20 protein-coding genes are annotated in these 25,138 nt (G+C 73.5%); 16 read left to right on the top strand and 4 right to left on the bottom strand.

Annotated elements, in window-relative coordinates; genetic code table 11:
* Positions 1–95 precede the first annotated feature (95 nt).
* From ACFP3U_RS03585 to ACFP3U_RS03570, 4 genes are all read right to left on the bottom strand, one after another.
* Positions 96–2,558, bottom strand: a complete 2,463-nt coding sequence (locus ACFP3U_RS03585) for a transglutaminase TgpA family protein (protein ID WP_380223646.1) — start codon at positions 2,556–2,558, stop codon at positions 96–98.
* Entirely contained in the window at positions 2,555–3,871 is a 1,317-nt protein-coding gene (locus tag ACFP3U_RS03580; RefSeq protein ID WP_380223645.1) for a DUF58 domain-containing protein, read from the bottom strand. The genes ACFP3U_RS03585 and ACFP3U_RS03580 overlap by 4 nt, the downstream gene beginning before the upstream one ends.
* Before the next feature lies 1 nt (position 3,872).
* The gene (locus ACFP3U_RS03575) at positions 3,873–4,844 is read right to left on the bottom strand and encodes an AAA family ATPase (RefSeq protein ID WP_380223724.1); all 972 of its coding nucleotides are present in this window, start codon (positions 4,842–4,844) and stop codon (positions 3,873–3,875) included.
* A gap of 442 nt (positions 4,845–5,286) precedes the next feature.
* Positions 5,287–5,829 (bottom strand): beta-class carbonic anhydrase, encoded by a 543-nt coding sequence (locus tag ACFP3U_RS03570; protein ID WP_380223644.1) that lies wholly within the window; start codon positions 5,827–5,829, stop codon positions 5,287–5,289.
* Positions 5,830–6,337: 508 nt separating this feature from the next.
* Here ACFP3U_RS03570 and rsmH point away from each other — a divergent pair.
* The 16 genes from rsmH to ACFP3U_RS03490 all read left to right on the top strand — a co-directional run bounded on the left by rsmH (position 6,338) and on the right by ACFP3U_RS03490 (position 25,095).
* The gene (rsmH, locus tag ACFP3U_RS03565) at positions 6,338–7,312 is read left to right on the top strand and encodes a 16S rRNA (cytosine(1402)-N(4))-methyltransferase RsmH (RefSeq protein ID WP_380223643.1); all 975 of its coding nucleotides are present in this window, start codon (positions 6,338–6,340) and stop codon (positions 7,310–7,312) included.
* A 73-nt stretch (positions 7,313–7,385) separates the two neighbouring features.
* Complete coding sequence (gene ftsL, locus ACFP3U_RS03560; RefSeq protein ID WP_380223642.1) at positions 7,386–7,946, top strand: cell division protein FtsL; 561 nt, start codon at positions 7,386–7,388, stop codon at positions 7,944–7,946.
* Positions 7,943–10,255 carry a peptidoglycan D,D-transpeptidase FtsI family protein gene (locus ACFP3U_RS03555; RefSeq protein WP_380223641.1) on the top strand — a complete coding sequence of 771 codons (2,313 nt, stop codon included), beginning with the start codon at positions 7,943–7,945 and terminating at the stop codon, positions 10,253–10,255. The genes ftsL and ACFP3U_RS03555 overlap by 4 nt, the downstream gene beginning before the upstream one ends.
* Before the next feature lie 6 nt (positions 10,256–10,261).
* Positions 10,262–11,914, top strand: a complete 1,653-nt coding sequence (locus ACFP3U_RS03550; RefSeq protein WP_380223640.1) for a UDP-N-acetylmuramoyl-L-alanyl-D-glutamate--2,6-diaminopimelate ligase — start codon at positions 10,262–10,264, stop codon at positions 11,912–11,914.
* Positions 11,911–13,311, top strand: coding sequence for a UDP-N-acetylmuramoyl-tripeptide--D-alanyl-D-alanine ligase (locus ACFP3U_RS03545; RefSeq protein ID WP_380223639.1), 1,401 nt, complete (start codon positions 11,911–11,913; stop codon positions 13,309–13,311). The genes ACFP3U_RS03550 and ACFP3U_RS03545 overlap by 4 nt, the downstream gene beginning before the upstream one ends.
* Positions 13,311–14,372 carry a phospho-N-acetylmuramoyl-pentapeptide-transferase gene (gene mraY / locus ACFP3U_RS03540; protein WP_380223638.1) on the top strand — a complete coding sequence of 354 codons (1,062 nt, stop codon included), beginning with the start codon at positions 13,311–13,313 and terminating at the stop codon, positions 14,370–14,372. The genes ACFP3U_RS03545 and mraY overlap by 1 nt, the downstream gene beginning before the upstream one ends.
* Before the next feature lie 74 nt (positions 14,373–14,446).
* Positions 14,447–15,862, top strand: a complete 1,416-nt coding sequence (gene murD / locus ACFP3U_RS03535; protein WP_380223723.1) for a UDP-N-acetylmuramoyl-L-alanine--D-glutamate ligase — start codon at positions 14,447–14,449, stop codon at positions 15,860–15,862.
* A gap of 254 nt (positions 15,863–16,116) precedes the next feature.
* A complete protein-coding gene (gene ftsW, locus ACFP3U_RS03530; protein ID WP_380223721.1) occupies positions 16,117–17,382 on the top strand; it encodes a putative lipid II flippase FtsW in 1,266 nt (421 codons plus the stop codon).
* A gap of 6 nt (positions 17,383–17,388) precedes the next feature.
* Positions 17,389–18,495 (top strand): undecaprenyldiphospho-muramoylpentapeptide beta-N-acetylglucosaminyltransferase, encoded by a 1,107-nt coding sequence (murG, locus tag ACFP3U_RS03525; RefSeq protein ID WP_380223637.1) that lies wholly within the window; start codon positions 17,389–17,391, stop codon positions 18,493–18,495.
* Entirely contained in the window at positions 18,488–19,264 is a 777-nt protein-coding gene (locus ACFP3U_RS03520) for a cell division protein FtsQ/DivIB (RefSeq protein ID WP_380223636.1), read from the top strand. Before murG ends, ACFP3U_RS03520 begins: the two co-directional genes overlap by 8 nt.
* Positions 19,265–19,675: 411 nt before the next feature.
* Positions 19,676–20,899, top strand: a complete 1,224-nt coding sequence (ftsZ, locus tag ACFP3U_RS03515; protein WP_380223635.1) for a cell division protein FtsZ — start codon at positions 19,676–19,678, stop codon at positions 20,897–20,899.
* Positions 20,896–21,627 (top strand): peptidoglycan editing factor PgeF, encoded by a 732-nt coding sequence (gene pgeF, locus ACFP3U_RS03510; RefSeq protein WP_380223634.1) that lies wholly within the window; start codon positions 20,896–20,898, stop codon positions 21,625–21,627. The genes ftsZ and pgeF overlap by 4 nt, the downstream gene beginning before the upstream one ends.
* A complete protein-coding gene (locus ACFP3U_RS03505; protein ID WP_380223633.1) occupies positions 21,627–22,457 on the top strand; it encodes a YggS family pyridoxal phosphate-dependent enzyme in 831 nt (276 codons plus the stop codon). The genes pgeF and ACFP3U_RS03505 overlap by 1 nt, the downstream gene beginning before the upstream one ends.
* Positions 22,458–22,684: 227 nt before the next feature.
* Positions 22,685–23,287 (top strand): cell division protein SepF, encoded by a 603-nt coding sequence (locus tag ACFP3U_RS03500; protein WP_030301230.1) that lies wholly within the window; start codon positions 22,685–22,687, stop codon positions 23,285–23,287.
* Between the two features lie 90 nt (positions 23,288–23,377).
* A complete protein-coding gene (locus ACFP3U_RS03495; protein ID WP_030301231.1) occupies positions 23,378–23,659 on the top strand; it encodes a YggT family protein in 282 nt (93 codons plus the stop codon).
* A gap of 59 nt (positions 23,660–23,718) precedes the next feature.
* Entirely contained in the window at positions 23,719–25,095 is a 1,377-nt protein-coding gene (locus tag ACFP3U_RS03490; RefSeq protein ID WP_380223632.1) for a DivIVA domain-containing protein, read from the top strand.
* Positions 25,096–25,138 lie beyond the last annotated feature (43 nt).

Below are 25,138 nucleotides of genomic sequence, written 5' to 3'. Positions count from 1 at the left end.
GCCGCCGGTACGGACGCACCGAGGGCGGGCAGTCGACCGACTGCCCGCCCTCGGTGTTTCACCGTTTCACCGTTTCACCGTTTCACCCTGCGGGGTCAGGACTCCGCGCCGCCGCCCTTGCGGGGGCGGTCGCGCCGCCGGGCCGCCAGCCGGCGGACCGGTCCGGTGACCGTCCCGACCGCCCGGGACACCACGCCGCCGACCGCCAGCCGGGCGGTCAGCAGCGCTTCCGAGATGCGCCACCGCAGCTGGGCGGAGGAGGCCGGCAGCAGCACCGCCCTGACCCGGCCGCGCCGCCCGGCGTGCGCCCGCAGACCGTTCCGGGCCGTCCGGACGTCCGCCGCGAGCGGTTCGTCGACCTCGGCGGAGCGGGCGTAGAGCACCCGTTCGGTGGCCAGCGCCACCCGCCCGGCCGCCGCCGTCGCGGTCTCGTCCAGTTCGGCGGTCTCGGCGATCCGACGGGCGGTGGCGCGCGGGGTACGCGAGTCGTCCGGCGGGATGCCGAGGTCCCAGGCGGAGTCGATCAGCTCGTCCCAGGCGGCCAGCACCTGCGCGTCGGTGAGCCGGACCGGTCCCGGCCCGCCGGGGCGGCGCCGCCCGCCCGCGCCCAGCCGGCGCCGGCGCAGCAGGGTGCGCCAGACCATCGGGGTGAGCAGCAGGGCGAGCAGCAGCGCGGCCGTGACCAGGCCGGTCAGCACCTTCCCGGAGAGCAGCCAGGACTCCTCGGCGGCGCCGCCGGCGCTCTCGGGCCGGTCGCCGCAGTCGCCGGTCCGGCGCAGCTTCGCGTCGCAGTCCGGGTGGGCGGACGGCAGCTGGACGGGCGCGCTGGCCTGCGGCTGGACGGTCGGCTGGCTGGTCGGCCGGGTGGCCGGGGCGGAGACCGGGTCCGAGTAGTCGGGCTGGACGCCGCGGGTCGGGGTGGGCTCGAAGCGCAGCCAGCCGTAGCCCTCGAAGTACAGTTCGGGCCAGGCGTGGTACATCGCGTCGGTCACCGAGTAGACGTTGTTGCCCTTGGTGTTGCCGGGGGTGAAGCCGAGCGCGACCCGGGCGGGGACGCCCAGGATGCGGGCCATGACGGCCATGGTGGAGGCGAAGTGGACGCAGAAGCCGCGGCGGCGCTCCAGGAAGTCCTTCATCGCGTCGCTGCCGCTGTCGGTCCTGGTGGTGGCGTCGTAGGTGAAATCGGGGCCGGTGAACCAGTCGCGCAGGGCCACGGCCTTGTCGTACCCGGTCTTCGCCCGCGCGGTGATCCGCAGGGCGGTGTCCCGGACCATCGGCGGCAGGTCCCGCGGCACGGTGAGGTACTGGTCGCGGATCCGGTCGGGGGCCGGGGGCGCGGTGCGCAGGCTGGTCGCGGTGGGCCGGACGTCCAGCGCGGTGACCGAGTAGCTGAGGCCCTTGATCGCCTTCTCCCTGGCGGGCAGCAGGCTGGAGGTGACCGGGTCGAGCTGCCAGGCGGAGTTGTCGCGGAGGGTGGCGCCCACCGCCGGGTAGGGCATCGGCAGCCAGGCGTCGTCCAGCTGCGGGCCGATCCGGACGTCGGTCTTCAGCTGCCCGGCGGCCAGGTCGACGCTGCCCAGGCCCTCGGGGGCCGGGAAGGTGCCGGTGAAGGGCACCGTGGCGACCGAGCCGCGCTTCCAGCTGGTGCCGTCGAAGGCGTCCAGCGAGCCGGTGCGCAGATAGATGGAGTCGGCGTCCGGGTTGTCGGACCGGTAGCTGAACAGCTCGATGTTGCGCGGCCGGGGGATCGCCCCGGTCAGGGTGATCAGCGGGTCGAGGCTGCTGACCGCGCCGGGGCCGCGCCCGCCGGCGCTGGTGCCGGAGCCGGCGTGCAGCAGGCCGTCGCCCCAGCGCGGCAGGAAGGCCGGCAGCAGCAGGGCGAGCGCCAGGGCCAGGACGCCGATCTGGCGGCCGTTCTGGCCGAGCGCGCCGACGCCGCCGCCCCCCTCGCCCCGGTCGGCACCGCGGAAGATCCGGCCCCAGCGGGAGATCCGGTCCTGGCCCTCGGCGAAGAGCAGGACCAGGTAGCCGGCGGCAGCGGCGGCGAACCAGAGCCAGTTGCCCTGGTCGCCGGCCAGGCCGTTGCCGACCGAGTAGAGCGCGAGCAGCGGCAGCCCGGCCAGGGCCGAGCGCCGGTAGGTGACCGCGACGGCGTCCACCACGACGGCGATCAGGCCGACCGCGCCGACCAGGATGAGCCGCAGCCCGGCGCTGGGCGGGGCGGGGATGGCGTAGTCGCGGACGTCGTGGAGGCCCTGGCCGAGGACCCGGCCGAGCAGCCGGACCGACTCGGGGCCGGGCACCAGGCCGCCGAAGACCGCCGCCGAGGAGGCGAAGCCGATCAGCAGCAGGACGAACAGCGCCAGCAGCTGGCCGGCCGGGACGGTCCACCGGTAGAAGGGGGTGCGGCGCAGCCCGGCGCCGACCGCCGCGACGGCCGCCACCACCAGGAAGGCGTGGGTGAGCCAGCCCTTGGTGGTCAGCAGCGGGGTCAGGCACAGCGCGGCCAGGGCGGTGGCCAGCGCCGAGTACACGGTCAGTTTGGCCCGGGTGGTCACGCGCCGGCCTCTTCTCGGTAGGGGGCGGACGACTCGGGCCGGTCGGCGGCCTGCCACAGGTCGGGGAGGGAGTCGCCGGCGGCGACGGTCAGGACCGTCCAGCCGGCTTCGCGCAGCCGGCGGGCCCGGTCGCGGAACTCCTCGCCGCCGGTCCCGGGGGCGAGCATCCGCAGCCCGGTCCAGGTGCCGGTGTCGAGCAGGAAGACGACGGCGCCGCCGGTGCGCCCGCGCAGCCGCGCGAGCCGGGCGGTCTGCTCCTCGTCGAGCTCGCCGAGGACGGCCACCAGCAGGCCCTCGCCGCCGGCCCGCAGCGGCTCCTCGGCGCGGGAGAGCCCGGCGCCGTCGGAGAGTTCGAGGACCGCGAGCGCGTCCAGGATCACGCCGGAGGTGTCGGCGGCGGTGTGGCCGTCGTCGGTGCCGGGGACGGCGCGGCCGGTGTCGGTGAGCAGCCGGGTCTGGTAGCCGCGCTCCAGCAGGTGGGCGGCGACCGAGGCGGCGCAGGCGACGGCCCACTCGAAGGAGGAGGCCGGGCCGCTGCCCCGGTGGCCGATCTCGCGGGTGTCCAGCAGGACGGTGGCCCGGGCCCTGCGGGGCTGCTCCTCGCGGCGGACCATCAGCTCGCCGTACCGGGCGGTGGACTTCCAGTGCACCCGGCGCAGGTCGTCGCCGGCCCGGTACTCGCGCAGGATGACGTCGTCGTCGCCGGCCGTCGCGAGGGAGCGGGTGCGGCTCTCGCCCTGCCCGGCCCACTCGCCGGTGAGCCGGACGTGCGGCAGCGGCAGCACCTGCGGGACGACGGTGAGCACGTCGGAGGCGGCGAAGGAACGGTTCAGCTCGCACATCCCGAACGGGTCGGAGAGCCGCAGCTGGAGCGGCCCGAGCGGGTAGCGCCCGCGCAGGTCGGAGCGGACCCGGTAGGCGACCTCGCGGTGGCCGCGCGGCTCGACCCGGTCCAGCACGAACCGCGGGCGCGGCCCGAGCACGTACGGGACCTTGTCCTCCAGCAGCAGCAGGCCGGTGGGCACCCGGGAGACGTTGTCCACCCGCAGGTGCACCCGGGCCTCCTGGCCGGCGACCGCCCGGTGCGGGCTGAGCCGGCGACCGCTGGCCACCCGGTAGCGGGTGTTGGCGAGCAGCAGCGCGGCGGCCAGCGGCAGCGCGGCGAGCAGCACCCCGACCCGCAGCAGCGCGTCCTGGCCGAGCAGGTACGAGCAGACCACCGCGGTCAGGCCGGCGGCGAGGAAGGAGCGCCCCCGGGTGGTGAGGCCGCGCAGGCCGGCGCGCAGGCCCGACGGTTCGTCGGACGGGCCCACCTCAGCCCCTCCGGACGGCCGGGCCGCCCTGCGGGCGCGGCAGCGGCAGGCGGGCGATCAGGTCGGTGACGATCTGCTCGGCGGTGCGGCGGCTGAGCTGCGTCTCGGCGGTCGGCATCAGGCGGTGGGCGAGCACCGGCACGGCGAGGCGCTGGACGTCGTCCGGGGTGACGTACTCGCGGCCGTCCAGGGCGGCGGCGGCGCGGGCCGCCCGGACCAGGTGCAGGGTGGCCCGGGGGGAGGCGCCGAGGCGCAGCTCGTGGCTGGTGCGGGTGGCGGAGACCAGGTCGACGGCGTAGCGGCGGACCGGGTCGGCGACGTGCACGGTGCGGACCAGCTCGATCAGCTTGAGGATGTCGGCGGCGTGCGCGACCGGCTGGAGGTCGTCCAGCGGGCTGGCGCCGGCGTGCACGTCGAGCATGGCGAACTCGGCCTCGGGGCTGGGGTAGCCCATCGAGATCCGGGCCATGAAGCGGTCCCGCTGCGCCTCCGGGAGGGGGTAGGTGCCCTCCATCTCCACCGGGTTCTGGGTGGCGACCACCATGAACGGCGAGGGCAGCTCGTAGCTGGTGCCGTCGATGGTGACCTGGCGCTCCTCCATCGACTCCAGCAGCGCGGACTGGGTCTTCGGCGAGGCCCGGTTGATCTCGTCGCCGACCACGATCTGGGCGAAGATCGCGCCGGGGCGGAACTCGAAGTCGCGCTGCTGCTGGTCGAAGATGTTGGTCCCGGTGACGTCCGAGGGCAGCAGGTCCGGCGTGAACTGGATGCGCCGCACGGTGCAGTCGACCGAGCGGGCGAGCGCCTTGGCCAGCATGGTCTTGCCGACGCCGGGCACGTCCTCCAGCAGCAGGTGGCCCTCGGCGAGCAGGACGGTCAGGGCGATCCGGACGGCCTCCGGCTTGCCCTCGATCACGCTCTCGATGTTGCCCCGGACCCGGTCGACGACGGCGGCGAGTTCCGGCAGACCGATCGGGCGGTAGTCCGCCGCCTCCCGGTCGCCCCCCGCACGACCGTTGAGATCGGCCTGATCGCTGTAGCTCGTCACCCGTTAGCTCCCTGGCACACCACGGCCGGCTCCGTCCGAGCCCGGCCCCCCACCCCATGCTGGACGCGGCCTCTCCGGGCGCGGTTCCGCGGACGGGAGCCGGTGCCGGGGTACGGCTCGCGGCAGGCCGCCCCAGGTGGTTCGAGGTCAGACCGGCAGGCGCATTCTCCCCCGCGCGGGGGCCGGAAGTCACCCTGTTCCCGCCGCCCGCCTCCTGACCGGGGCTCAGCGCCGGCGGGGTCGCCCGCCCGCCTCCTGAACGGGGCTCAGGTCGGGTGGGATCGTCCACCTGCCTCCCGCGTCTCCCGCGCGGGTGGGCCCGGTGGGCCCGGACGTCGTCGGCCGGGCCGGTCGGGCGGGCAGGGGATCAGTGGATCTCGCGCAGCAGACCGGTGTGGACGTCGAACACGAAGCCGCGCACGTCGTCGGTGTGGAGCAGGAACGGGGAGGTGCGGACCCGCTGCATCGACTGCCGGACGTCGCCGTCCAGGTCGACGAAGGCCTCGACCGCCCACTGCGGGCGCTGGCCGACCTCCAGCTCCAGCTCGCGCCGGAAGTCCTCGGTGAGGCCGAGCAGGCCGCAGCCGGTGTGGTGGATCAGCGCGATCGAGCGGGTGCCGAGGGCGCGCTGGCTGATGGTGAGGGAGCGGATGGTGTCGTCGGTGACCACGCCGCCCGCGTTGCGGATGACGTGGGCGTCGCCGAGTTCGAGGCCGAGCGCGGCGAACAGGTCGAGCCGGGCGTCCATGCAGGCGACCACGGCGATCTTCTGCACGGGACGCGCGTCCATGCCGCCGTCCCGGAAGGTCACCGCGTACTCGCGGTTGGAGGCGACGAACCGGTCGATGATGGTCGGGGTGGCGGAATCGGCAGCGGCGGTCGGCGTGGGCCGGTCGGGGGTCACTGTCATGGTGAAGACGTTAGTGCGATTTACCCGGTCGTGGTGAGGCTGATTGCTACAGAGCGGGCCCTTGTGACCGAGCGCATATCCACAACGCCCGCCGCCGGGCCGCCCGGGCTCCGGGAGCGGGCCGGCCGGTGCCTGGCATGTGCCACGAGCAACCCTCGCGACCTGCGGTGATCCGTACCGCCGCCCGGGTGGTGCGCCGGAGCGGGCCATTGACTGGCGGGGCGTGCGCGATAGAGTTGCGGCGCAGTGGAGCACACCCGACGAGGCCCGTCAACCGGGCCTTTCCGGCCGTGCGTGACCGACGCGGCCCGTGGCCTCCACCCGCTCCCCGTGCCACCTGGCGCACCTTCCCCGGTGCCGGGCGGTCACGACCTTCCCCAGGAGCGGGCGGGGACCACGGGCCGCGCGGCCCGGCCCGTGGGACGGCTCCGCCACCCGGTGGGAGAGAATGGTCGGAGCTCCCCGGGACGTCGGGCGGGTTTCGCACCGAGGAAGGGCGCCACTGCGCATGACCACCAACGATCCGGCCCCCAAGCACGTCCCGGTGATGCTGCAGCGGTGCATGGACGCGCTGGCCCCGGCGATCTCCCGGCCCGACGCGGTGGTGGTGGACGCGACCCTCGGCCTCGGCGGCCACAGCGAGGCGCTGCTCACCCAGTTCCCGGACGTCCGGCTGGTCGCGGTGGACCGCGACCCGGCCGCGCTCAAGCTCTCCGGTGAGCGGCTGGCCCGTTTCGGTGACCGCGCCACCCTGGTGCACGCCGTCTACGACGAGATCCCCGAGGTGCTGGACCGCCTGGACATCCCGAAGGTCGACGGCGTCCTCTTCGACCTCGGCGTCTCCTCGATGCAGCTGGACGAGGCCGACCGCGGCTTCGCCTACGCCCAGGACGCGCCGCTGGACATGCGGATGGACCAGACCCGGGGGATCAGCGCGGCCGAGGTGCTCAACACCTACAGCCACGGCCAGCTGGCCCGGATCCTCAAGGTGTACGGCGAGGAGCGGTTCGCCGGGAAGATCGCCTCGGTCATCCTCCGGGAGCGCGAGAAGGAACCGTTCACCACCAGCGCGCGTCTGGTCGAGTTGGTGCGCAACGCCATCCCGGCCGCCACCCGCCGCACCGGCGGGAACCCGGCCAAGCGGACGTTCCAGGCGCTGCGGATCGAGGTCAACGGCGAGCTGGAGGTCCTGGACCGGGCGATCCCCGGGGCGCTGGACGTACTGGCGCTCGGCGGGCGGATCGTCGTGATGTCCTACCAGTCGCTGGAGGACCGCCTGGTCAAGCAGTACCTCGCGGCGGGGGCGACCAGCACCGCGCCGCCGGGGCTCCCGTTCGTCCCCGAGGAGCACCAGCCCTGGCTCAAGCTGATCACCCGCGGTGCCGAGCTGGCCACCGAGGAGGAGATCGAGGAGAACCGGCGCGCCGCGCCCGTGCGGCTGCGGGTGGCGGAGAGGATCAGGGACCGAAGCACCCGGGGCTGACCGGAACCGGGGCGGTCCGAAAGGCGGAGGAAAGACGGTGGGGCCGGTGGCCGGAGGCGGGGCGGGGAGCCGGGTGTTCCCCGGGCAGGGCGGCAGGGCGCGGATCACCGTGCGTCCGGGCCGGCCGGTACGGGGGCGGACGCCGTTCGCGGTGCTGGTGGTGCTGCTGCTCGGGGCGGGGCTGCTCGGGCTGCTGGCGCTGAACACCGCGCTCAACGAGGGCTCCTTCGAGCTCTCCCGGCTGAACCGGCAGACCACCGCGCTGACCGACGAACAGCAGGGGCTGCAGCACCAGATCGACCAGAACTCCGCGCCGGACTCGCTGGCCCGCCGGGCCGGCGAGCTGGGCATGGTGCCGGCCGGCGGGCTGGCCTTCCTCGACCTGCCGAACGGCGGCGCGGTGGTCGGCACGCCCAAGCCGGCCCAGGACAGCCCGCCGGTGAAACGGTCCACCGTGGAACCGTGGCCCGGGAAGCAGCCCGCGCCGAGCGTCCAGCCGAGCGCGCAGCCCTCCCCGGGCGCGCCCGCCGCGCCCGCCACCACCGCACCGGCGGCGGGTGGCGACGTCACCGTCCAGGTCAACCCCGGTCCGGCCCAGCCGGCGCCGGCCGCGGGCGGGGGTGCCGGCCGATGAGCACACCTCGTCAGCCCCCCGGCGGCGGCGCCGGCGGAGGCCGCCGGATCGTCAAGGGCGCCGCCCCGCGCCCGGCCGCCCCGCGCGGACAGTCCGGCGGCAAGCCGCAGCCGCCCAGGGCCCAGAACCCCAAGGCGCAGAACCCGAAGGCGCAGAGCCCCAAGGCCCAGCCCGGCAAGCCGCCGCCGCCCAAGCCCCCGGCCGCCAAGGGCCAGGGCGCCCGGGGCCAGGCCCCGAAGGAACCGCCCGTCAAGGTCCGCCCGGCCCGGCCGCAGCCCTCCGGGACCCGGTCCCCGCGGGCCGGGCAGCCCTCCGCCGAGGCGGTCCGTGCCGCCGGGCTCGGTCCGCGCGCCCCGCAGCAGCGCCGCCCCGAGGGGGGCCCGCCGGACGGCCCGCGCCGCCACCGGCAGGGCCGCCCGGTCGCCCGGGGGATCCGGCTGGCCGATCCGCGCCGCCGGCTGCGGGTGATCACCGTCGTGCTGTCGGTGGTGTTCTCGGTGTTCGCCGGCCGCCTGGTCCAGCTCCAGCTGCTGGACTCCGACGCGCTGGCCGCCGACGCCAACACCAACCGCTACCTGAACATCCCGATCACCGCCGAACGCGGCTCGATAACGTCCTCCGACGGCGTCGCCCTGGCCGCGACCGTCGACGCCTACGACATCACCGCCGACCCGGCGATGTTCACCCCCGAGGCGACCGGCCTCCCCGACGCCCCCGAGCAGGCCGCGGCCCTGCTGGCGCCGATCCTCGGCGTGCCCAAGGAGAAGATCGCCGCCGACCTGCACACCCCCAAGACCCGTTACAAGCGGCTCGCCGCCCAGCAGACCCCGGACGTCAAGAACCAGATCAGCGACCTCAAGGCCGGCCTGGAGAAGCAGGCCGGCTCGCGCGCCTGCCAGGCCCAGCGGCGGCTGCTGCACAAGCCCGTCGAGAACGGCGGCCGCACCCGGGTCGACAACGAGTGCGTCAACCCGCTGGTCGGCGTCTTCAACCGGGACACCCAGAAGCGGGTCTACCCGTCCGACGGCCTGGCCGCCAACCTGGTCGGCTTCGTCAACGCCGAGGGCGAGGGCGCCGGCGGGCTGGAGCAGCAGTTCCAGAAGCAGCTGGCCGGCAAGGACGGCCACAGCAGCTACGCCCAGGCCGGCGGCCGGCTGGTGCCGACCGCCGGCGGCTCGCTGGAGCCCGCCGTGCCCGGCACCGACCTGCGGCTGACCATCAACCGGGACATCCAGTGGGCCGCCCAGCGGGCCATCACCGACCAGGTCGCCAACGCCGGGGCGGAGAAGGGCTACGTGATCGTCCAGGACGTGAAGACCGGCCAGGTCCTGGCCATGGCGACCTCGCCCGGCTTCAACCCGAACGACCTCAGCACGGCCAGGAACTCGCAGCTCGGCAACGCCGCCCTGCAGGACGCCTACGAGCCCGGGTCCACCGCCAAGCTGATGACCATGGCGGCCGTCCTGGACACCGGCAAGGCCACCTGGGACACCAAGGTCACCGTGCCGTACCCGCTGGTCCGCGGCGACGTCGCGTTCAAGGACGACGTCGAGCACGACACCTGGTACCTGACCCTGGCCGGCGTGCTCGCCAAGTCCTCCAACATCGGCACCATCGAGGCCGCCCAGACCCTCGGCGCCACCCAGCCCGAGGCCAACCGGGTGCTCTACGACTACCTGCGGAAGTTCGGGATCGGCCAGCAGACCGGCCTGGGCTTCCCCGGCGAGACCGCCGGACTGCTCGACAAGCCGGAGGACTGGAAGGCGTCCAAGCAGTACACCATCCCGTTCGGCCAGGGCCTGTCGGTCAACGCGCTCCAGGCGACCTCGGTGTTCTCCACCATCGCCAACGGCGGCGTGCGGGTGGCGCCCAGCGTCGTCCAGGGCACCACCGCGCCGGACGGCAGGTACACCCCGGCCCCGGCGGGCGCGCAGTCCCGGGTGGTGAGCGAGCAGACCGCCAAGACCCTCACCGAGATGCTGGAGTCGGTGGTCTCCGACGAGCAGGGCACCGGCGGCAAGGCCGCGATCCCGGGCTACCGGGTCGCCGGCAAGACCGGCACCGCCAACCGGGTGGACCCGAAGAACGGCGGCTATCGCGGGTATACCGCCTCCTTCATCGGCTTCGCACCGGCCGACCAGCCCCGGGTCACCGTCTCCTGCGTGATCCAGGACCCGGTCAACGGCCACTTCGGCGGCCAGCTGTGCGGCCCGGTCTTCAAGCAGGTGATGGAGTTCACCCTCAAGACCCTCCAGGTCCCGCCGAGCGGCAGCGAGGCGCCCAATCTGCCCGTCGAGTGGAAGCCGTGATCGACCATGAGCAACGACCGCGCGGGTGCGGCCGCCGGCCCGGAAAAGGGCCGGTTTGGCCCTGGACACCCTTCGGCGGATAGCCTCTCCGCCGTGCCGAAACCCGATCAAAAGACCGTGAGCCCGCCCCGCCCCGAGCGGACCGGCGCCCGGCCGCTCGCCGAGGTCGCCCGCCTGCTGGGACTGGACCCCGTGGAGGGGCCCGAGGTCACCGGCGTCACCCACAACGCCCGCGAGGTCCGCCCCGGCGACCTCTACGTGGCGTTCCCGGGGGCCAACCACCACGGCGCGGCCTTCGCCGGACAGGCCGCCGGGGCCGGCGCCGTCGCGGTGCTCACCGACCCGGCCGGGGCCGAGCTGGCGGCCGGCGCAGGCCTGCCGCTGCTGGTCGTCGACCGGCCCCGGGCCCGGATGGGCGAGCTCGCCGCGGCCGTCTACGACCGGCCCTCCGAGCGGCTGCTGATGATCGGACTCACCGGCACCAACGGCAAGACCACCACCTCCTACCTGGTCGAGGGCGGCCTGCGCGGCGCCGGGCGCCACCCCGGGGTGATCGGCACCGTCGAGATGCGGGTCGGCGAGGAGCGGATCAAGAGCGAGCGGACCACCCCCGAGGCCACCGACCTGCACGCGATCCTCGCCGTGATGGGCGAGCGCGGCGCGGACGCGGTGACCATGGAGGTCTCCAGCCACGCCCTGGTCTACGGCCGCACCGACGGCGTGGTCTACGACGTCGCGCTGTTCAACAACCTGACCCCCGAGCACCTCGACTTCCACCCGGACATGGAGGACTACTTCCAGGCGAAGGCCCGGCTCTTCCAGCCCGGCAAGTCCCGGGCCGGCGTGGCCAACCTGGACGACGCCTACGGCCGCCGGCTCGCCGCCGAGGCGAAGATCCCGGTCGCCACCTTCTCCGCCACCGGCGCCCCGGAGGCGGACTGGCGCGCGGTGGACGTCCAGCTCGGCCCGGTCGGCTCGACCTTCCGGGTGCTCGGCCCGGACGGTGCCGAGGCCGACGCGGCCGTCCCGCTGCCCGGCCCGTTCAACGTCGCCAACGCGCTGGCCGCGATCGCCGTGCTGGCCACCGCCGGGCTCCCGCTGGAGCGGGCCGTGGCCGGGGTCGCCGCCGTCCCCGGCGTGCCCGGCCGGCTGGAGCGGGTGGACGCCGGCCAGCCGTACGTCGCCGTGGTCGACTACGCGCACAAGCCGGACGCCCTGGAGGCCGTCCTCGGCTCGCTGCGCGAGGTCACCAAGGGGCGGCTGCACGTGGTGGTCGGCTGCGGCGGCGACCGCGACCCGCACAAGCGCGCCCCGATGGGCGGCATCGCCGCCCGGCTCGCCGACACGGCGGTGCTGACCAGCGACAACCCGCGCAGCGAGGACCCGCTGGCGATCCTGGCCACCATGCTGAACGGCGCCGCCGCGGTGCCCGAGGCCGAGCGCGGCGCCGTCCTGGTCGTGCCCGACCGGGCCGAGGCGATCGAGCTGGCGGTCGCCCGTGCCCAGGCCGGCGACACCGTGCTGGTGGCCGGCAAGGGCCACGAGCTGGGCCAGTACGTACGAGACGAGATCCGCCCCTTCGACGACCGGGAGGTGCTGCGCGAATCCATCGCGCGGACCACGGCCGCCCGGGGCACCGGAGGAGTAGAGCAGCCGTGATCGCACTGACCCTCGCCGAGGTGGCCGCCGCAGTCGGGGGAACCCTGGCCGACGCCGACCCGGACGCCCTGGTGACCGCCCCGGTCGAGGTCGACTCCCGCAAGGTCCGCCCCGGCGGTCTCTTCGCGGCCTTCGTCGGCGAGCACGTGGACGGCCACGACTACGCCGCCACCGCGATCGGGGCCGGCGCCGTCGCGGTGCTGGCCTCCCGCCCGGTCGGCGGGCCGACCGTCCTGGTCGACAGCGTGGTGGACGCGCTCGGCAAGCTGGCCCGCACCGTCGTGGGCCGCGCCGACGCCACCGTCGTCGCGCTGACCGGCTCGGCCGGCAAGACCAGCACCAAGGACCTCATCGCCCAGCTGCTCCAGCGCCTCGGCGACACCGTCTACCCGCCCGGCTCGCTCAACAACGAGATCGGCCACCCGATGACCGCCCTGCGGGTCGAGGACGCCACCCGGCACCTGGTGTTGGAGATGGGCGCCCGGCACAAGGGCGACATCGAGTACCTCACCTCGATCACCCCGCCCCGGATCGGCCTGGTCCTCAACGTCGGCACCGCGCACGTCGGCGAGTTCGGCTCGCAGGAGGCGATCGCCGAGGCCAAGGGCGAACTCGTCGAGGCGCTGCCGGCCGACGGCGCGGCGATCCTCAACGCGGACGACCGGCTGGTGCGCGCCATGGCCGCGCGCACCCGGGCCCGGGTGGTGTTCTTCGGCGAGTCCGCGGAGGCCGACGTCCGGGCACGGGATGTTCGCCTGGACGCCACCGGACGTCCATCGTTCACGCTGAGCACCCCGGCCGGTTCCGCACCCGTGCAGCTGCGCCTGTACGGTGAGCACCACGTCTCGAACGCCCTCGCCGCCGCCGCGGTGGCGATGGAGCTCGGGATGACCGTCGACGACACCGCCGAAGCACTGAGCGAGGCGGGTGCGCTGTCCCGCTGGCGCATGGAGGTCGTCGACCGGGCCGATGGTGTCACCGTCGTCAACGACGCCTACAACGCGAACCCCGACTCGATGCGGGCCGCGCTGCGGGCGCTGATCTCGATGGGGGGACGCGGCCCGGAGCGCCGTCGCACCTGGGCGGTGCTCGGCGAGATGCGGGAGCTCGGCGAGGACAGCCTGGCCGAGCACGACGCCATCGGGCGGCTCGCCGTCCGGCTGGACGTCACCAAGCTGGTGGCGGTCGGCGGACGCGAGGCGGCCTGCATGGAACTGGGCGCGAGGAACGAAGGTTCGTGGGGTGAGGAGTCGGTGCTGGTGTCCGACGCGGACGCGGCGGTCGAACTGCTGCGCAGTCAGCTGCGGCCGGGGGATGTGGTGCTGGTGAAGGCGTCCCGCTCGGTGGGGCTGGAGAAGGTGGCCGAGGCCCTCCTCGCGGACGGTGCGGCCGAGTAATGAAGCAGATCCTCTTCTCCGGCATGATCGGTCTGATCCTGTCGCTGGCCGGCACTCCCGCGCTGATCAAGCTGCTCGCCCGGCAGGGCTACGGCCAGTACATCCGCGACGACGGCCCCAAGGCGCACCACAGCAAGAAGGGCACGCCCACCATGGGCGGCATCGCGTTCATCCTGGCGACCCTGGTCGCCTACTTCGCCACCAAGGCGATAACGCGCGAGACCCCGACCGCCTCCGGGCTGCTGGTGCTGTTCCTGACGGCCGGTCTGGGCCTGGTCGGCTTCCTCGACGACTACATCAAGGTCGTCAAGCGCCGCTCCCTGGGCCTGCGGGCCAAGGCCAAGCTGGCCGGTCAGTCCATCGTCGGCCTGGCGTTCGCGATCCTGGCCCTGCAGTTCCCCGACAACGCCGGCCGCACCCCCGCCTCGGAGCACCTGTCCTTCGTCCGGGACTTCGAGTGGGCGGTCGGCCCGGTGCTGTTCGTCATCTTCGCGTACTTCCTGATCGCCGCGACCTCCAACGGCGTCAACCTGACGGACGGTCTGGACGGCCTGGCCACCGGCGCCTCGGTGATGGCCTTCGGCGCCTACACCTTCATCGGCGTCTGGGAGTACGGCCAGAGCTGCGCCTACGTCTCCTCCGCGACCGCCAACTGCTACGACGTCCGCGACCCGCTGGACCTCGCGGTGGTCGCCGCCGCCCTGATGGGCTCCTGCTTCGGCTTCCTCTGGTGGAACACCTCGCCCGCCAAGATCTTCATGGGCGACACCGGCTCGCTGGCCCTCGGCGGCGCGCTGGCCGGTCTGGCGATCTGCTCGCGCACCGAGATCCTGCTCGTCCTGCTGGGCGGCCTCTTCGTGATCATCACCCTCTCGGTGATCATCCAGGTCGGCTCCTTCCGGATGACCGGCAAGCGCGTCTTCAAGATGGCCCCCCTCCAGCACCACTTCGAACTCAAGGGCTGGAGCGAGGTCCTGGTCGTGGTCCGGTTCTGGATCATCCAGGGCCTGTGCGTGGCCGTCGGCCTCGGCCTCTTCTACGCGGGATGGGTGACCGGATGACCTCCTCCGACCGGCCCGAGCGCTGGGAGCCCCACCGCCCCTGGTGCCCGTCGGACCTGCCCGACTGGCCCGGCATGCCGGTCGCCGTCGCCGGGCTCGGCGTCTCCGGCGTCAGCGCCGCCCGCGTCCTGCACGGCCTCGGCGCCCATGTCACGGTCGTCGACGGCGGCTCCGGCGAGGGCCTGCGGGCCCGCGCGGCCGAGCTGGAGGCGGAGGGCATCACCGTCCGCCTCGGCGACGGCGCCACCCTGCCCGAGGGCACCCGGCTCGTCGTCACCTCGCCCGGCTGGCCGCCGAGCAGCCCGCTGTTCGCCGCCGCCGACCGGGCCGGCCTCGACATCTGGGGCGACGTCGAGCTGGCCTGGCGGCTGCGCAGGCCGCTGGCCGCCACCGGCGAGCCGGCCCCCTGGCTGGCCGTCACCGGCACCAACGGCAAGACCACCACGGTCCAGATGCTCGCCTCGATCCTGACCGCCGCCGGCAAGCGCACCGCCGCCGTCGGCAACGTCGGCGTCCCGGTGCTGGACGCGGTGCTCGCCGAGGAGCCGTACGACGTGCTCGCCGTCGAGCTCTCCAGCTACCAGCTGCACTGGTCCTCCTCGCTGCGCCCGCACTCGGCGGCCGTGCTCAACCTGGCCCCCGACCACCTCGACTGGCACGGCTCGATGGAGGAGTACGCCGCCGCCAAGGGGCGGATCTACGAGGGCAACACCGTCGCCTGCGTCTACAACCTGGCCGACCCGGCCACCGAGGCGCTGGTCCGCGAGGCCGACGTCGAGGAGGGCTGCCGGGCGATCGGCTTCGGCCTCGGCGCGCCCGGCCCGTCGAACTTCGGCGTGGTCGACGGCCTGCTGGTGGACCGCGCCTTCGTGCCGGACCGGGCCAAGAACGCCGCCGAGCTCGGCTCCGTCGAGGACGTCAACCCGCCGGCCCCGCACAACATCGCCAACGCGCTGGCCGCCGCGGCGCTGGCCCGGGCCTACGGGGTGGACCCGAAGGACGTCCGCGAGGGCCTGCGGGCCTTCCGGCCGGACGCCCACCGGATCGCCCAGGTCGCGGTGGTCGACGGCGTCACGTACGTCGACGACTCCAAGGCCACCAACACCCACGCCGCCGCGGCCTCGCTCGCCGCGTACCGGCCGATCGTCTGGATCGCCGGCGGCCTGGCCAAGGGCGCGACCTTCGACGACCTGGTCCTGGGCGCGGCCGAGCGGCTGCGGGCCGCCGTGCTGATCGGCGAGGACCGCGCGCTGATCCGGGAGGCGCTGGCGCGACACGCGCCGGATGTCCCGGTGATCGAGGCGGCCGAGGGCCAGACTGGCGCGGTGGCGATGACCGAGGTGGTCCGCGTGGCCGCGTCGCTCGCCCGAACGGGTGACACGGTGCTGTTGGCCCCGGCCTGCGCCTCGATGGACATGTTCACCAACTACGGCGAGCGCGGCGACCTCTTCGCCGCCTCCGTCCGGGAGCTGGCGGACGGGAACCGGTAGCGGGCCCGGCCGGCCCCCGGCCGCCGTCGCCCCTTCCCGCCTCGTGAGCCGAAGGGGCGCGCCGACCGCCGGCACCGGACCGGAGCGGCCCTCAGGCGCGCGAGGCACAGGCGCGCGAGGCACGAAAAAAGGGGAGCGTTGTGGCGGGGCAGGGTGGCAGGGCGGGTGGTCCGAGCGCGCCGGAGAAGGGCCGCCAGGCCGAGTCCCTGCGGGTGATCTCGGCCACCACCACGGCCTACAAGTCGGCCGGTCCGATGGTCCGCCTGCAGGCCTTCCGGGCCCGCCTGCGGTACGCCCTGGACCGGCCGCTCACGCCCTACCTGCTGATCGCCGGCACGGCGCTGCTGCTGGTCGTGCTCGGCCTGATGATGGTCTTCTCGGCCTCGCAGATCCTCGCGCTGGGCCAGCACCGCTCGACCCAGTTCTACTTCTTCAAACAGCTGCTCGCGGTGGTGCTCGGCTTCGCCCTGCTGCTCGGCTTCGCGCTGGTCCCGGTGGCCGTGCTGCGGGTGATCGTCTACCCGGTGATGCTCGCGGTGATCGGGGCCATGGTGCTGGTGGCGATCCCCGGCATCGGCATGGAGGTCAACGGCAACCGGAACTGGCTGGATTTCGGCGTGTTCCAGTTCCAGCCGTCCGAGTTCGCCAAGCTCGCCCTGGTGCTCTGGGGCGCCGACCTGCTGGCCCGCAAGCAGAAGACCGGAACCCTCGACCAGTGGAAGCACCTGCTGGTCCCGCTGGTGCCGGGCACCCTGCTGCTGCTCGCGCTGATCATGATCGGCGGCGACATGGGCACCACGATGATCCTGGTGGCCATGCTGTTCGGCCTGCTGTGGATGGTCGGGGCACCGCTGCGGCTGTTCGTCGCCACCCTCGGCGTGGCGGTGGTGGTCTGCACCGCCCTGGTGGTCACCGTCCCGCACCGGGCCGAGCGGCTGGCCTGCATCGGGGTGACCAAGCTCGACCCGGCCGGCGCCTGCTTCCAGGCGCTGCACGGCGTCTACTCGTTCGGCCTGGGTGGCCTGTTCGGTTCCGGACTCGGCGCCGGCGTGGAGAAGTGGGGCCAGCTCCCCGAGGCGCACACCGACTTCATCTTCGCCACCACCGGCGAGGAACTGGGTCTGGTGGGGACGCTGTCGGTGATCGGCCTCTTCGCGGCACTAGGCTACGCGGGTATCCGTGTGGCCATCGGTACGAGGGAACCCTTCGTCAGGTACGCCGCGGGGGCCGCCACCACCTGGATCATGGCTCAGGCCGTGATCAACCTGGGGTCGGCGCTGGGACTGCTGCCCATCGCGGGCGTCCCGCTCCCGCTGTTCTCCTACGGCGGTTCCGCCATGCTGTCGGCCATGTCCGCGATCGGGGTGCTGCTCTGCCTGGCACGCAGCAGCTCGGGCGCGAAGGCGGCCCTGGCCGCCCGGAGCAAGAACTCCCGGATCAGGAAGCAGCTGGCCCGGGTGCTGCCACGACGACGAACCACAGCGCGCCCGGTCCCCGGACCGGCACGCAGGGAGCGGTGAATTTCGGTGCATGTCGTACTCGCCGGCGGGGGGACCGCCGGTCACATCGAGCCGGCCATGGCCCTCGCGGACGCCCTCCGCAGGCACGACCCGTCCGTCGGGATCACCGCCCTCGGTACCGAGCGCGGCCTGGAGACCCGGCTGGTCCCCGAGCGCGGCTACCAGCTGGAGCTGATCCCGGCCGTCCCGCTGCCCCGCAAGCCCACCCCCGAGCTGATCACCGTCCCGGGCCGGCTGCGCGGCACCGTCCGGGCCGCCCAGGAGATCATCGAGCGGGTCAACGCGGACGCCGTGGTCGGCTTCGGCGGCTACGTCGCGATGCCCGCCTACCTGGCCGCCAAGCGGGCCGGTGTGCCGATCGTGGTGCACGAGGCCAACGCCCGGCCCGGCCTGGCCAACAAGATCGGCGCCCGGTACAGCGACTTCGTCGCGGTCTCCACGCCGGACAGCAAGCTGCGCGACTCCCGGTACATCGGCATCCCGCTGCGCCGGACCATCGCGACCCTGGACCGGAACGCGTCCCGTCCGGAGGCACGGCACTACTTCGGCCTCGACCAGCGGCTGCCCACCCTGCTGGTCTCCGGCGGTTCGCAGGGCGCCCGCCGGCTGAACGAGACGATCACCGCGATCGCCCCCCGGCTCCAGCAGTACGGGGTGCAGATCCTGCACGCGGTCGGCCCCAAGAACGAGCTGCCCCTGGTGGACGACATCCCCGGGATGCCGCCGTACCGCCCGGTGCCGTACCTGGACCGGATGGACCTCGCCTACGCGGCGGCCGACATGATGCTCTGCCGGGCCGGCGCCATGACGGTGGCCGAGCTGGCCGCGGTCGGCCTGCCCGCCGCCTTCGTGCCGCTGCCGATCGGCAACGGCGAGCAGCGGCTGAACGCCCAACCGATGGTCAAGGCGGGCGGCGGCCTGCTGGTCGACGACGCCGAGCTGACCCCGGACTGGGTGCTGCAGAGCGTGCTGCCGGTGCTCACCGACCCGCAGCGGCTCTGGGACATGAGCCGGTCGGCCGCCGAGTTCGGCCGCCGGGACGCCGACGAGCTGCTGGTCGGCATGGTCTACGAGGCCATCGAGGCAGCCAGGGGCGGCCGCCGTCGTGGCTGACGCCCGGCTCGCCGACCCGCTGGACGAGGAGTTCGAGGCCGGGGAGCACGCTCCCCGGCTCCGGCTCTCCCAGCGCGGTGTGGTGGTGCTGGGCGGCCTGGTCGCGCTCCTGCTCGGTGTGCTGTCCTGGCTGGTCTTCTTCTCCTCGGTGCTGGAGGTGCGCTCCGTCGCCGTGCAGGGCCTGCGGGACGAGCGGCTGACGGCCGATGAGGTCCGGGCGGCGATCGACGGGGTCGGGTCGGGACCGCTGGCCCGGGTGGACCTCGACGACGCCCGCCGGCGGGTGGAGGCGATCCCCCGGGTGGCCGGGGCGGAGGTCTGGCGGGGCTGGCCGAACACCCTGCGGGTGAAGGTCACCGAGCGGACGGCGGTCGCCGCGGTCAAGGGCGAGGACAGCCAGTTCACCCAGGTCGACGCGGGCGGGGTGAGCTTCGCCACCGAGCCGGCTGCCCCGTCCGGGGTGCCGGTGGTGGAGCTGAGGCTCAGCCAGCAGGCCCTCGACGCTGAGTCGGTGATCGGCCGGGCGCGGCTGGTGGAGGGCGCGGTGGCGGTGGCCGCCGGCCTCCCGGCCGAGGTCCGGCAGCGGGCCGGGGCCGTGCTCGTGCATTCGTACGACGACATCCAGCTGCAGCTCGGCGGGGGGACGACGGTGCGCTGGGGGAGCCCCGAGCAGACGGATCGCAAAGCCCGGGTGCTGGTGGCGCTGCTGCATCAGAAGGGTACGAACTTCGATGTGAGCGCTCCGGAGGCGCCGGCGGTGTCCGGATGATCCGGTAGGTTCTCTGCGCAGGGGCGTGCACGGAGCGCGTCGTCGAAAGGGCGGCGGCGGGCGACGGGCGGGCTTGACGCGGTTTCGTGTCGGCCCGACCCTTGGTGGTCACCCCGGTGTCATTCGCCGGTTGATGATCACATAGGCTCAAAAGAAAAAGGGAAGCTCGGCGTGTTCGTTGAAACGCGTGGCCGGAGCCACCTAGTGTCCTGTCTCACCAGACTGTGTTCCCTGGTGATCTGACAGAGGCACAGCACTAACCCTAAAGGTCAAGTTTAGGGTTGGGGTCGGCGGTCGGCATTTCGGACATTACGTCAGGAACCAGGCTCCCTACCCATCGACATCCGTCGGTTCGGCCCTCAACCGGGGCACCCGGGCCGACCCGGAAATTCGAGGCGAGAGGCCTTCGACGTGGCAGCACCGCAGAACTACCTCGCAGTCATCAAGGTCGTCGGTATCGGCGGCGGTGGTGTCAACGCCATCAACCGGATGATCGAGGTCGGTCTCAAGGGCGTCGAGTTCATCGCGATCAACACCGATGCGCAGGCCCTCCTCATGAGCGACGCCGACGTCAAGCTCGATGTGGGCCGTGAACTCACCCGGGGCCTCGGCGCCGGCGCCAACCCCGAGGTCGGCCGCAAGGCCGCCGAGGACCACCGCGAGGAGATCGAGGAGGTCCTCAAGGGGGCCGACATGGTCTTCGTCACCGCCGGCGAGGGTGGTGGCACCGGCACGGGCGGCGCGCCGGTGGTCGCCAACATCGCCCGCTCGCTGGGCGCGCTCACCATCGGCGTGGTCACCCGCCCGTTCACCTTCGAGGGCCGGCGGCGCGCCAACCAGGCCGAGGACGGTATCGCCTCGCTGCGCGAAGAGGTCGACACCCTCATCGTGATCCCCAACGACCGGCTGCTGTCCATCTCGGACCGCCAGGTCAGCGTGCTGGACGCGTTCCGCTCCGCCGACCAGGTGCTGCTCTCCGGTGTCCAGGGCATCACCGACCTGATCACCACCCCCGGTCTGATCAACCTCGACTTCGCCGACGTCAAGTCCGTCATGTCGGACGCCGGTTCGGCGCTCATGGGGATCGGCTCGGCCCGCGGTGAGGACCGCGCCAAGGCCGCCGCCGTGATGGCGATCTCCTCGCCGCTGCTGGAGGCCTCGATCGACGGCGCCCGCGGCGTGCTGCTGTCCATCTCCGGCGGCTCCGACCTCGGCCTGTTCGAGATCAACGAGTCCGCCCAGTTGGTCAGCGAGGCCGCGCACCCCGAGGCCAACATCATCTTCGGTGCCGTCATCGACGACGCCCTCGGCGACGAGGTCCGGGTCACCGTCATCGCGGCCGGCTTCGACGGCGGCCAGCCGCCGGCCATCGTCCGCGACCCGGTGGTCAAGGCGACCCCGGCCACCCCGCCGGCCCCGTCCGCCGCCTCCGAGCGTTCGGCCGGCCGGCCCGCGTACGGTGGCATCGGCTCGGTGACCGCCCGTCCGGAGGGCGAGAGCGCCGCTCCGGCGCGTCCGGCCGAGGCGCCGGCCACCGCGACGGCCGCTCCGGTGCCGCCGCAGGTGCAGCCCGCCCGCCAGCCGTTCGTGGAGAGCCCGGCCGAGGAACTCGACGTGCCGGACTTCCTTAAGTGATCGACCACGCGGTCCGCGACGGTGCTCACTTCGCCTTCACCACTCGGTGGGGCGGGGTGAGCACTTCGCCGTACGGGGAGCTGAACCTCGGCGGCGCGGTCGGGGACGACCCGGCCGCCGTCCGGGAGAACCGGGCGATCGCGGCCCGCGCGCTCGGCGTCGAGCCGGCCGACGTGGTCTGGATGAACCAGGTGCACGGCGCGGACGTCGCGGTGGTGACGGAGCGCCAGCCGGCGGGGGAGGCCCCGACGGTCGACGCGGTGGTCACCGACCGGCCGCTGGTGCTGGCGGTGCTGACCGCGGACTGCACCCCGGTGCTGCTGGCCGACCCCGTCGCCGGGGTGGTCGGCGCGGCCCACGCCGGACGGCCCGGCCTCGCCGCGGGCGTGGTCCCGGCGGTGGTCGGGGCGATGGTGGCCCTCGGCGCCGAGCCCGGTCGGATCACCGCCGCCACCGGCCCCGCCGTCTGCGGCCGCTGCTACGAGGTGCCCGCGCCGCTGCGGGCCGAAGTCGCCGAACTGGTGCCCGCCGCCTACGCGCGGACCTCCTGGGGGACCCCGGCGCTGGACGTGCCGGCGGGAGTCGCGGCGCAGCTGGCCGCTGCGGGCGTCACCGAGCCGGTGCGCTCACCGGTCTGCACCCTCGAATCCGCCGATCACTACTCCTACCGCCGCGAGCAGCGCACGGGCCGGCTCGCGAGCTACGTCTGGTTGGGCTCTGAACAGTGATGACGAACGACATCTTCGGACCGTTCCCGGGCGATCCCGCCCGTTTTCCGGACAAGGTCTGGCTGGACGCCCTGACGGAGGGGCAGCGGGCCCGGTACGAGGAACTGGGCACCAACCTGGAGGTCGTCGAGCGGCGGATCGCCGACGCCTGCGCCGCGGCCGGGCGGGCCCGCGAGGAGGTCCGGCTGATCGTGGTCACCAAGACCTACCCCGCCGAGGACACCGCGCTGCTGGCCGGGCTGGGCGTGACCGACGTCGCGGAGAACCGCGACCAGGACGCCGCGCCCAAGGCGGAGCAGTGCAGAAACCTTCCTCTTGACTGGCACTTCGTCGGACAGCTCCAGACCAACAAGGTCCGCTCGGTCGTCCGGTACGCCGACCACGTCCACTCGGTGGACCGGCCGCGGCTGGTGGAGTCGCTCGGCGCGGCCGTCCGCAAGGTGGAGCGCGCCGACCTCGGGTGCCTGGTGCAGATCGCGCTGGACAAGGAGGGGCCGCTCGGCGGCTCCGCCGCGCGGGACGAGGTCGAGCACCGGGCCGGGGTCGCCCCGGCGGACGTCCTGGCGCTGGCCGACGCGATCGCCGACACGCCCGGGCTGCGCCTGGACGGTGTGATGACGGTCGCTCCGCTCGCGGGCCCGCTGGCCGGCGACCCGGCCGCGGCCTTCGATCGGCTGGCGGAAATCGCAACCGCCGTACGGGCGGCCCATCCGGCTGCCACCATGGTCTCGGCAGGGATGAGCGGCGATCTGGAACAGGCCATCGCCGCCGGAGCGACACATGTGCGCGTCGGAACGGCGGTACTCGGAGTGCGGTCACCCCTCAGGTAACGTCACCGGGTAGTAGATCAGACTGCAGGACAAAATAGGACAGAAGCTAGCAGCTTATCTGAGCGCTAGCCAACCGTGGATCGCAGCTCCGCGGCCCTCATCCACGAACTCTGATTGGCCGTCGGCCTGACGAAGCGTCGTGGGCGGACCGTGGAATCCGCGGACGGGGCCCGTCGGCCCGGCCGTCGGGACGGAGTCGGTCCACCACAAGCGGAGGAGACAGGAGCATGGCCGGCGCAATGCGCAAGATGGCGGTCTACCTCGGCCTCGTGGAGGACGAGACGTACGACGGCCAGGGGTACGACCCCGACGACGACTACGACGCCGATCCGGAGCCGATCCGCACCGGCCGCACCGAGGACATCCCCCGGCCGGCCGCGCCGACGCCCGCGCCGGTCTCCTCGATCACCCCGCAGCCGGTTCCGGCCGCGGTCCCGATCCGCCAGGAGACGCCGAGGATGGCCCCAGTGTCGTCCATCACACCCGAACGCCGCCACAACCTGGAGAAGAGCGCCCCGGTGATCATGCCCAAGGTAGTGAACGAACGAGAGCCCTACCGCATCACCACGCTGCACCCGAGGACCTACAACGAGGCCCGTACCATCGGGGAACAGTTCCGTGGCGGGACTCCTGTGATCATGAATCTCACCGAGATGGACGACACCGACGCCAAGCGACTCGTAGACTTCGCCGCTGGACTCGTCTTCGGTCTGCACGGCAGTATCGAGCGCGTGACACAGAAGGTGTTCCTCTTGTCGCCTGCTAACGTCGATGTCACGGCGGAGGACAAGGCTCGGATCGCCGAGGGTGGGTTCTTCAACCAGAGCTGACCCGGCCACGACTTTACGTGTGGATCTGATCGACAGTGAGTTAGACAGGCGAGCGGCCCCAGGGCCGAGAACCGGGGAGAGGGAAGCGCGATGGAGATCGTGTGGGCAGTGCTCTATTACGCACTGACCGTCTTCCTGGTGTTCCTGCTCGTGCGGCTGGTGATGGACTGGGTCTTCCAGTTCGCGCGTTCGTGGCGGCCCGGCAAGGCCATGGTCCTGGTCCTGGAGGCCACGTACACTGTCACGGATCCGCCGCTCAAGCTTCTGCGGCGGTTCATTCCGCCGCTGCGTCTCGGGGGCGTGGCGCTCGACCTGTCCTTCTTCGTACTGATGATCATTGTGTATGTCCTGATCTCGCTTGTGCGGCCCTAGTCGTAGGTGAGCGATGCGACAGGATGCCGGTGTGCCGACGATCACGTTGAGGTGAAGAGATGCCATTGACCCCCGAGGACGTTCGGAACAAGCAGTTCACGACCGTCCGCCTGCGCGAAGGCTATGACGAGGACGAGGTCGATGCCTTCCTCGACGAGGTCGAGGCGGAGCTGACCCGTCTCCTCCGCGAGAACGAGGACCTGCGCGCCAAGCTGGCCGCCGCGACCCGGGCCGCCGCGCAGAACCAGGCCAACATGCGCAAGGAGCCCCCGCAGGACGCCCGCTCCGGCGCCCCGGTGCCGGCCGCCATATCCGGCCCGCCGGTCCCCGGCCAGCAGGGCGGCCCCGGCGGTCCGCAGCAGCAGCAGATGGGCCCCGGTCCCCAGCAGCAGCAGATGGGCCCCGGCCCGCAGCAGCAGCAGATGGGCAACCAGCCGCTCGGCCTGCCGTCCGGCGCCCCGCAGCTCCCCGCCGGCCCGGGCGGTCCGCAGCAGCAGATGGGCCCCGGCCCGCAGCAGCAGCAGATGGGCCAGACCATGGGCGGCCAGCAGCAGCTGGTCCAGCCGATGGGCGGTCAGATGCTCCAGCCGATGGGCGGCCCCGGCGGCCCGCAGGGCATGGGCAACCCCATGGGCCAGGGCATGGGCCAGCAGGGTATGGGCCAGCAGCAGATGCAGCAGATGGGCGGCCCGATGGGCGGCCCGCAGCAGCAGATGGGCGGCCCGCTCGGCGCTCCGATGCAGCAGCAGCAGGGCCCCGGCGGCGACAGTGCCGCCCGTGTGCTGGCGCTCGCCCAGCAGACCGCCGACCAGGCGATCTCCGAGGCGCGCTCCGAGGCCAACAAGATCGTCGGCGAGGCGCGCAGCCGGGCCGAGGGTCTGGAGCGGGACGCCCGCGCCAAGGCCGACGCGCTGGAGCGGGACGCCCAGGAGAAGCACCGCGTCGCGATGGGTTCGCTGGAGTCCGCCCGTGCCACGCTGGAGCGCAAGGTCGAGGACCTGCGGGCGTTCGAGCGTGAGTACCGGACGCGCCTGAAGTCCTACCTGGAGACCCAGCTGCGTCAGCTGGAGTCGCAGGCGGACGACTCGCTCGCGCCGCCGCGGATCCCGGCCACCGCCTCGCTGCCGCCGGCCGCGTCGTCGATGGCTCCGGCCGGGGCGAGCGCGATGAGCAGCCCGTCGCCGAGCTTCGGTGGCAACCAGCCGTCCTTCGGCGGTAGCCAGCCTTCGTTCGGCGGGCAGAGCTCCTTCGGTGGGAACGCCGGTGCGTCGAGCTTCGGCGGGCCGTCCTCCGCGGGCAACTCGGGTGCGCCGCAGATGCAGCCGGCCGGGATGACCCAGCCGATGGCGGCCGTCCGACCGCAGCCGCCGCAGCCGATGCAGCAGGCTCCGGCGCCGATGCGGGGCTTCCTGATCGACGAGGACGGCGACAACTAAGCGGTAGTCGCCGGCCGGAGCGCCCCCCTTCTCGACCCCTCGG

Origin of the sequence: Kitasatospora misakiensis, from assembly GCF_042656005.1 — a bacterium.
GTDB classification, from domain to species: domain Bacteria; phylum Actinomycetota; class Actinomycetes; order Streptomycetales; family Streptomycetaceae; genus Kitasatospora; species Kitasatospora misakiensis.
This window is presented reverse-complemented; position numbering and strand designations above follow the sequence as displayed.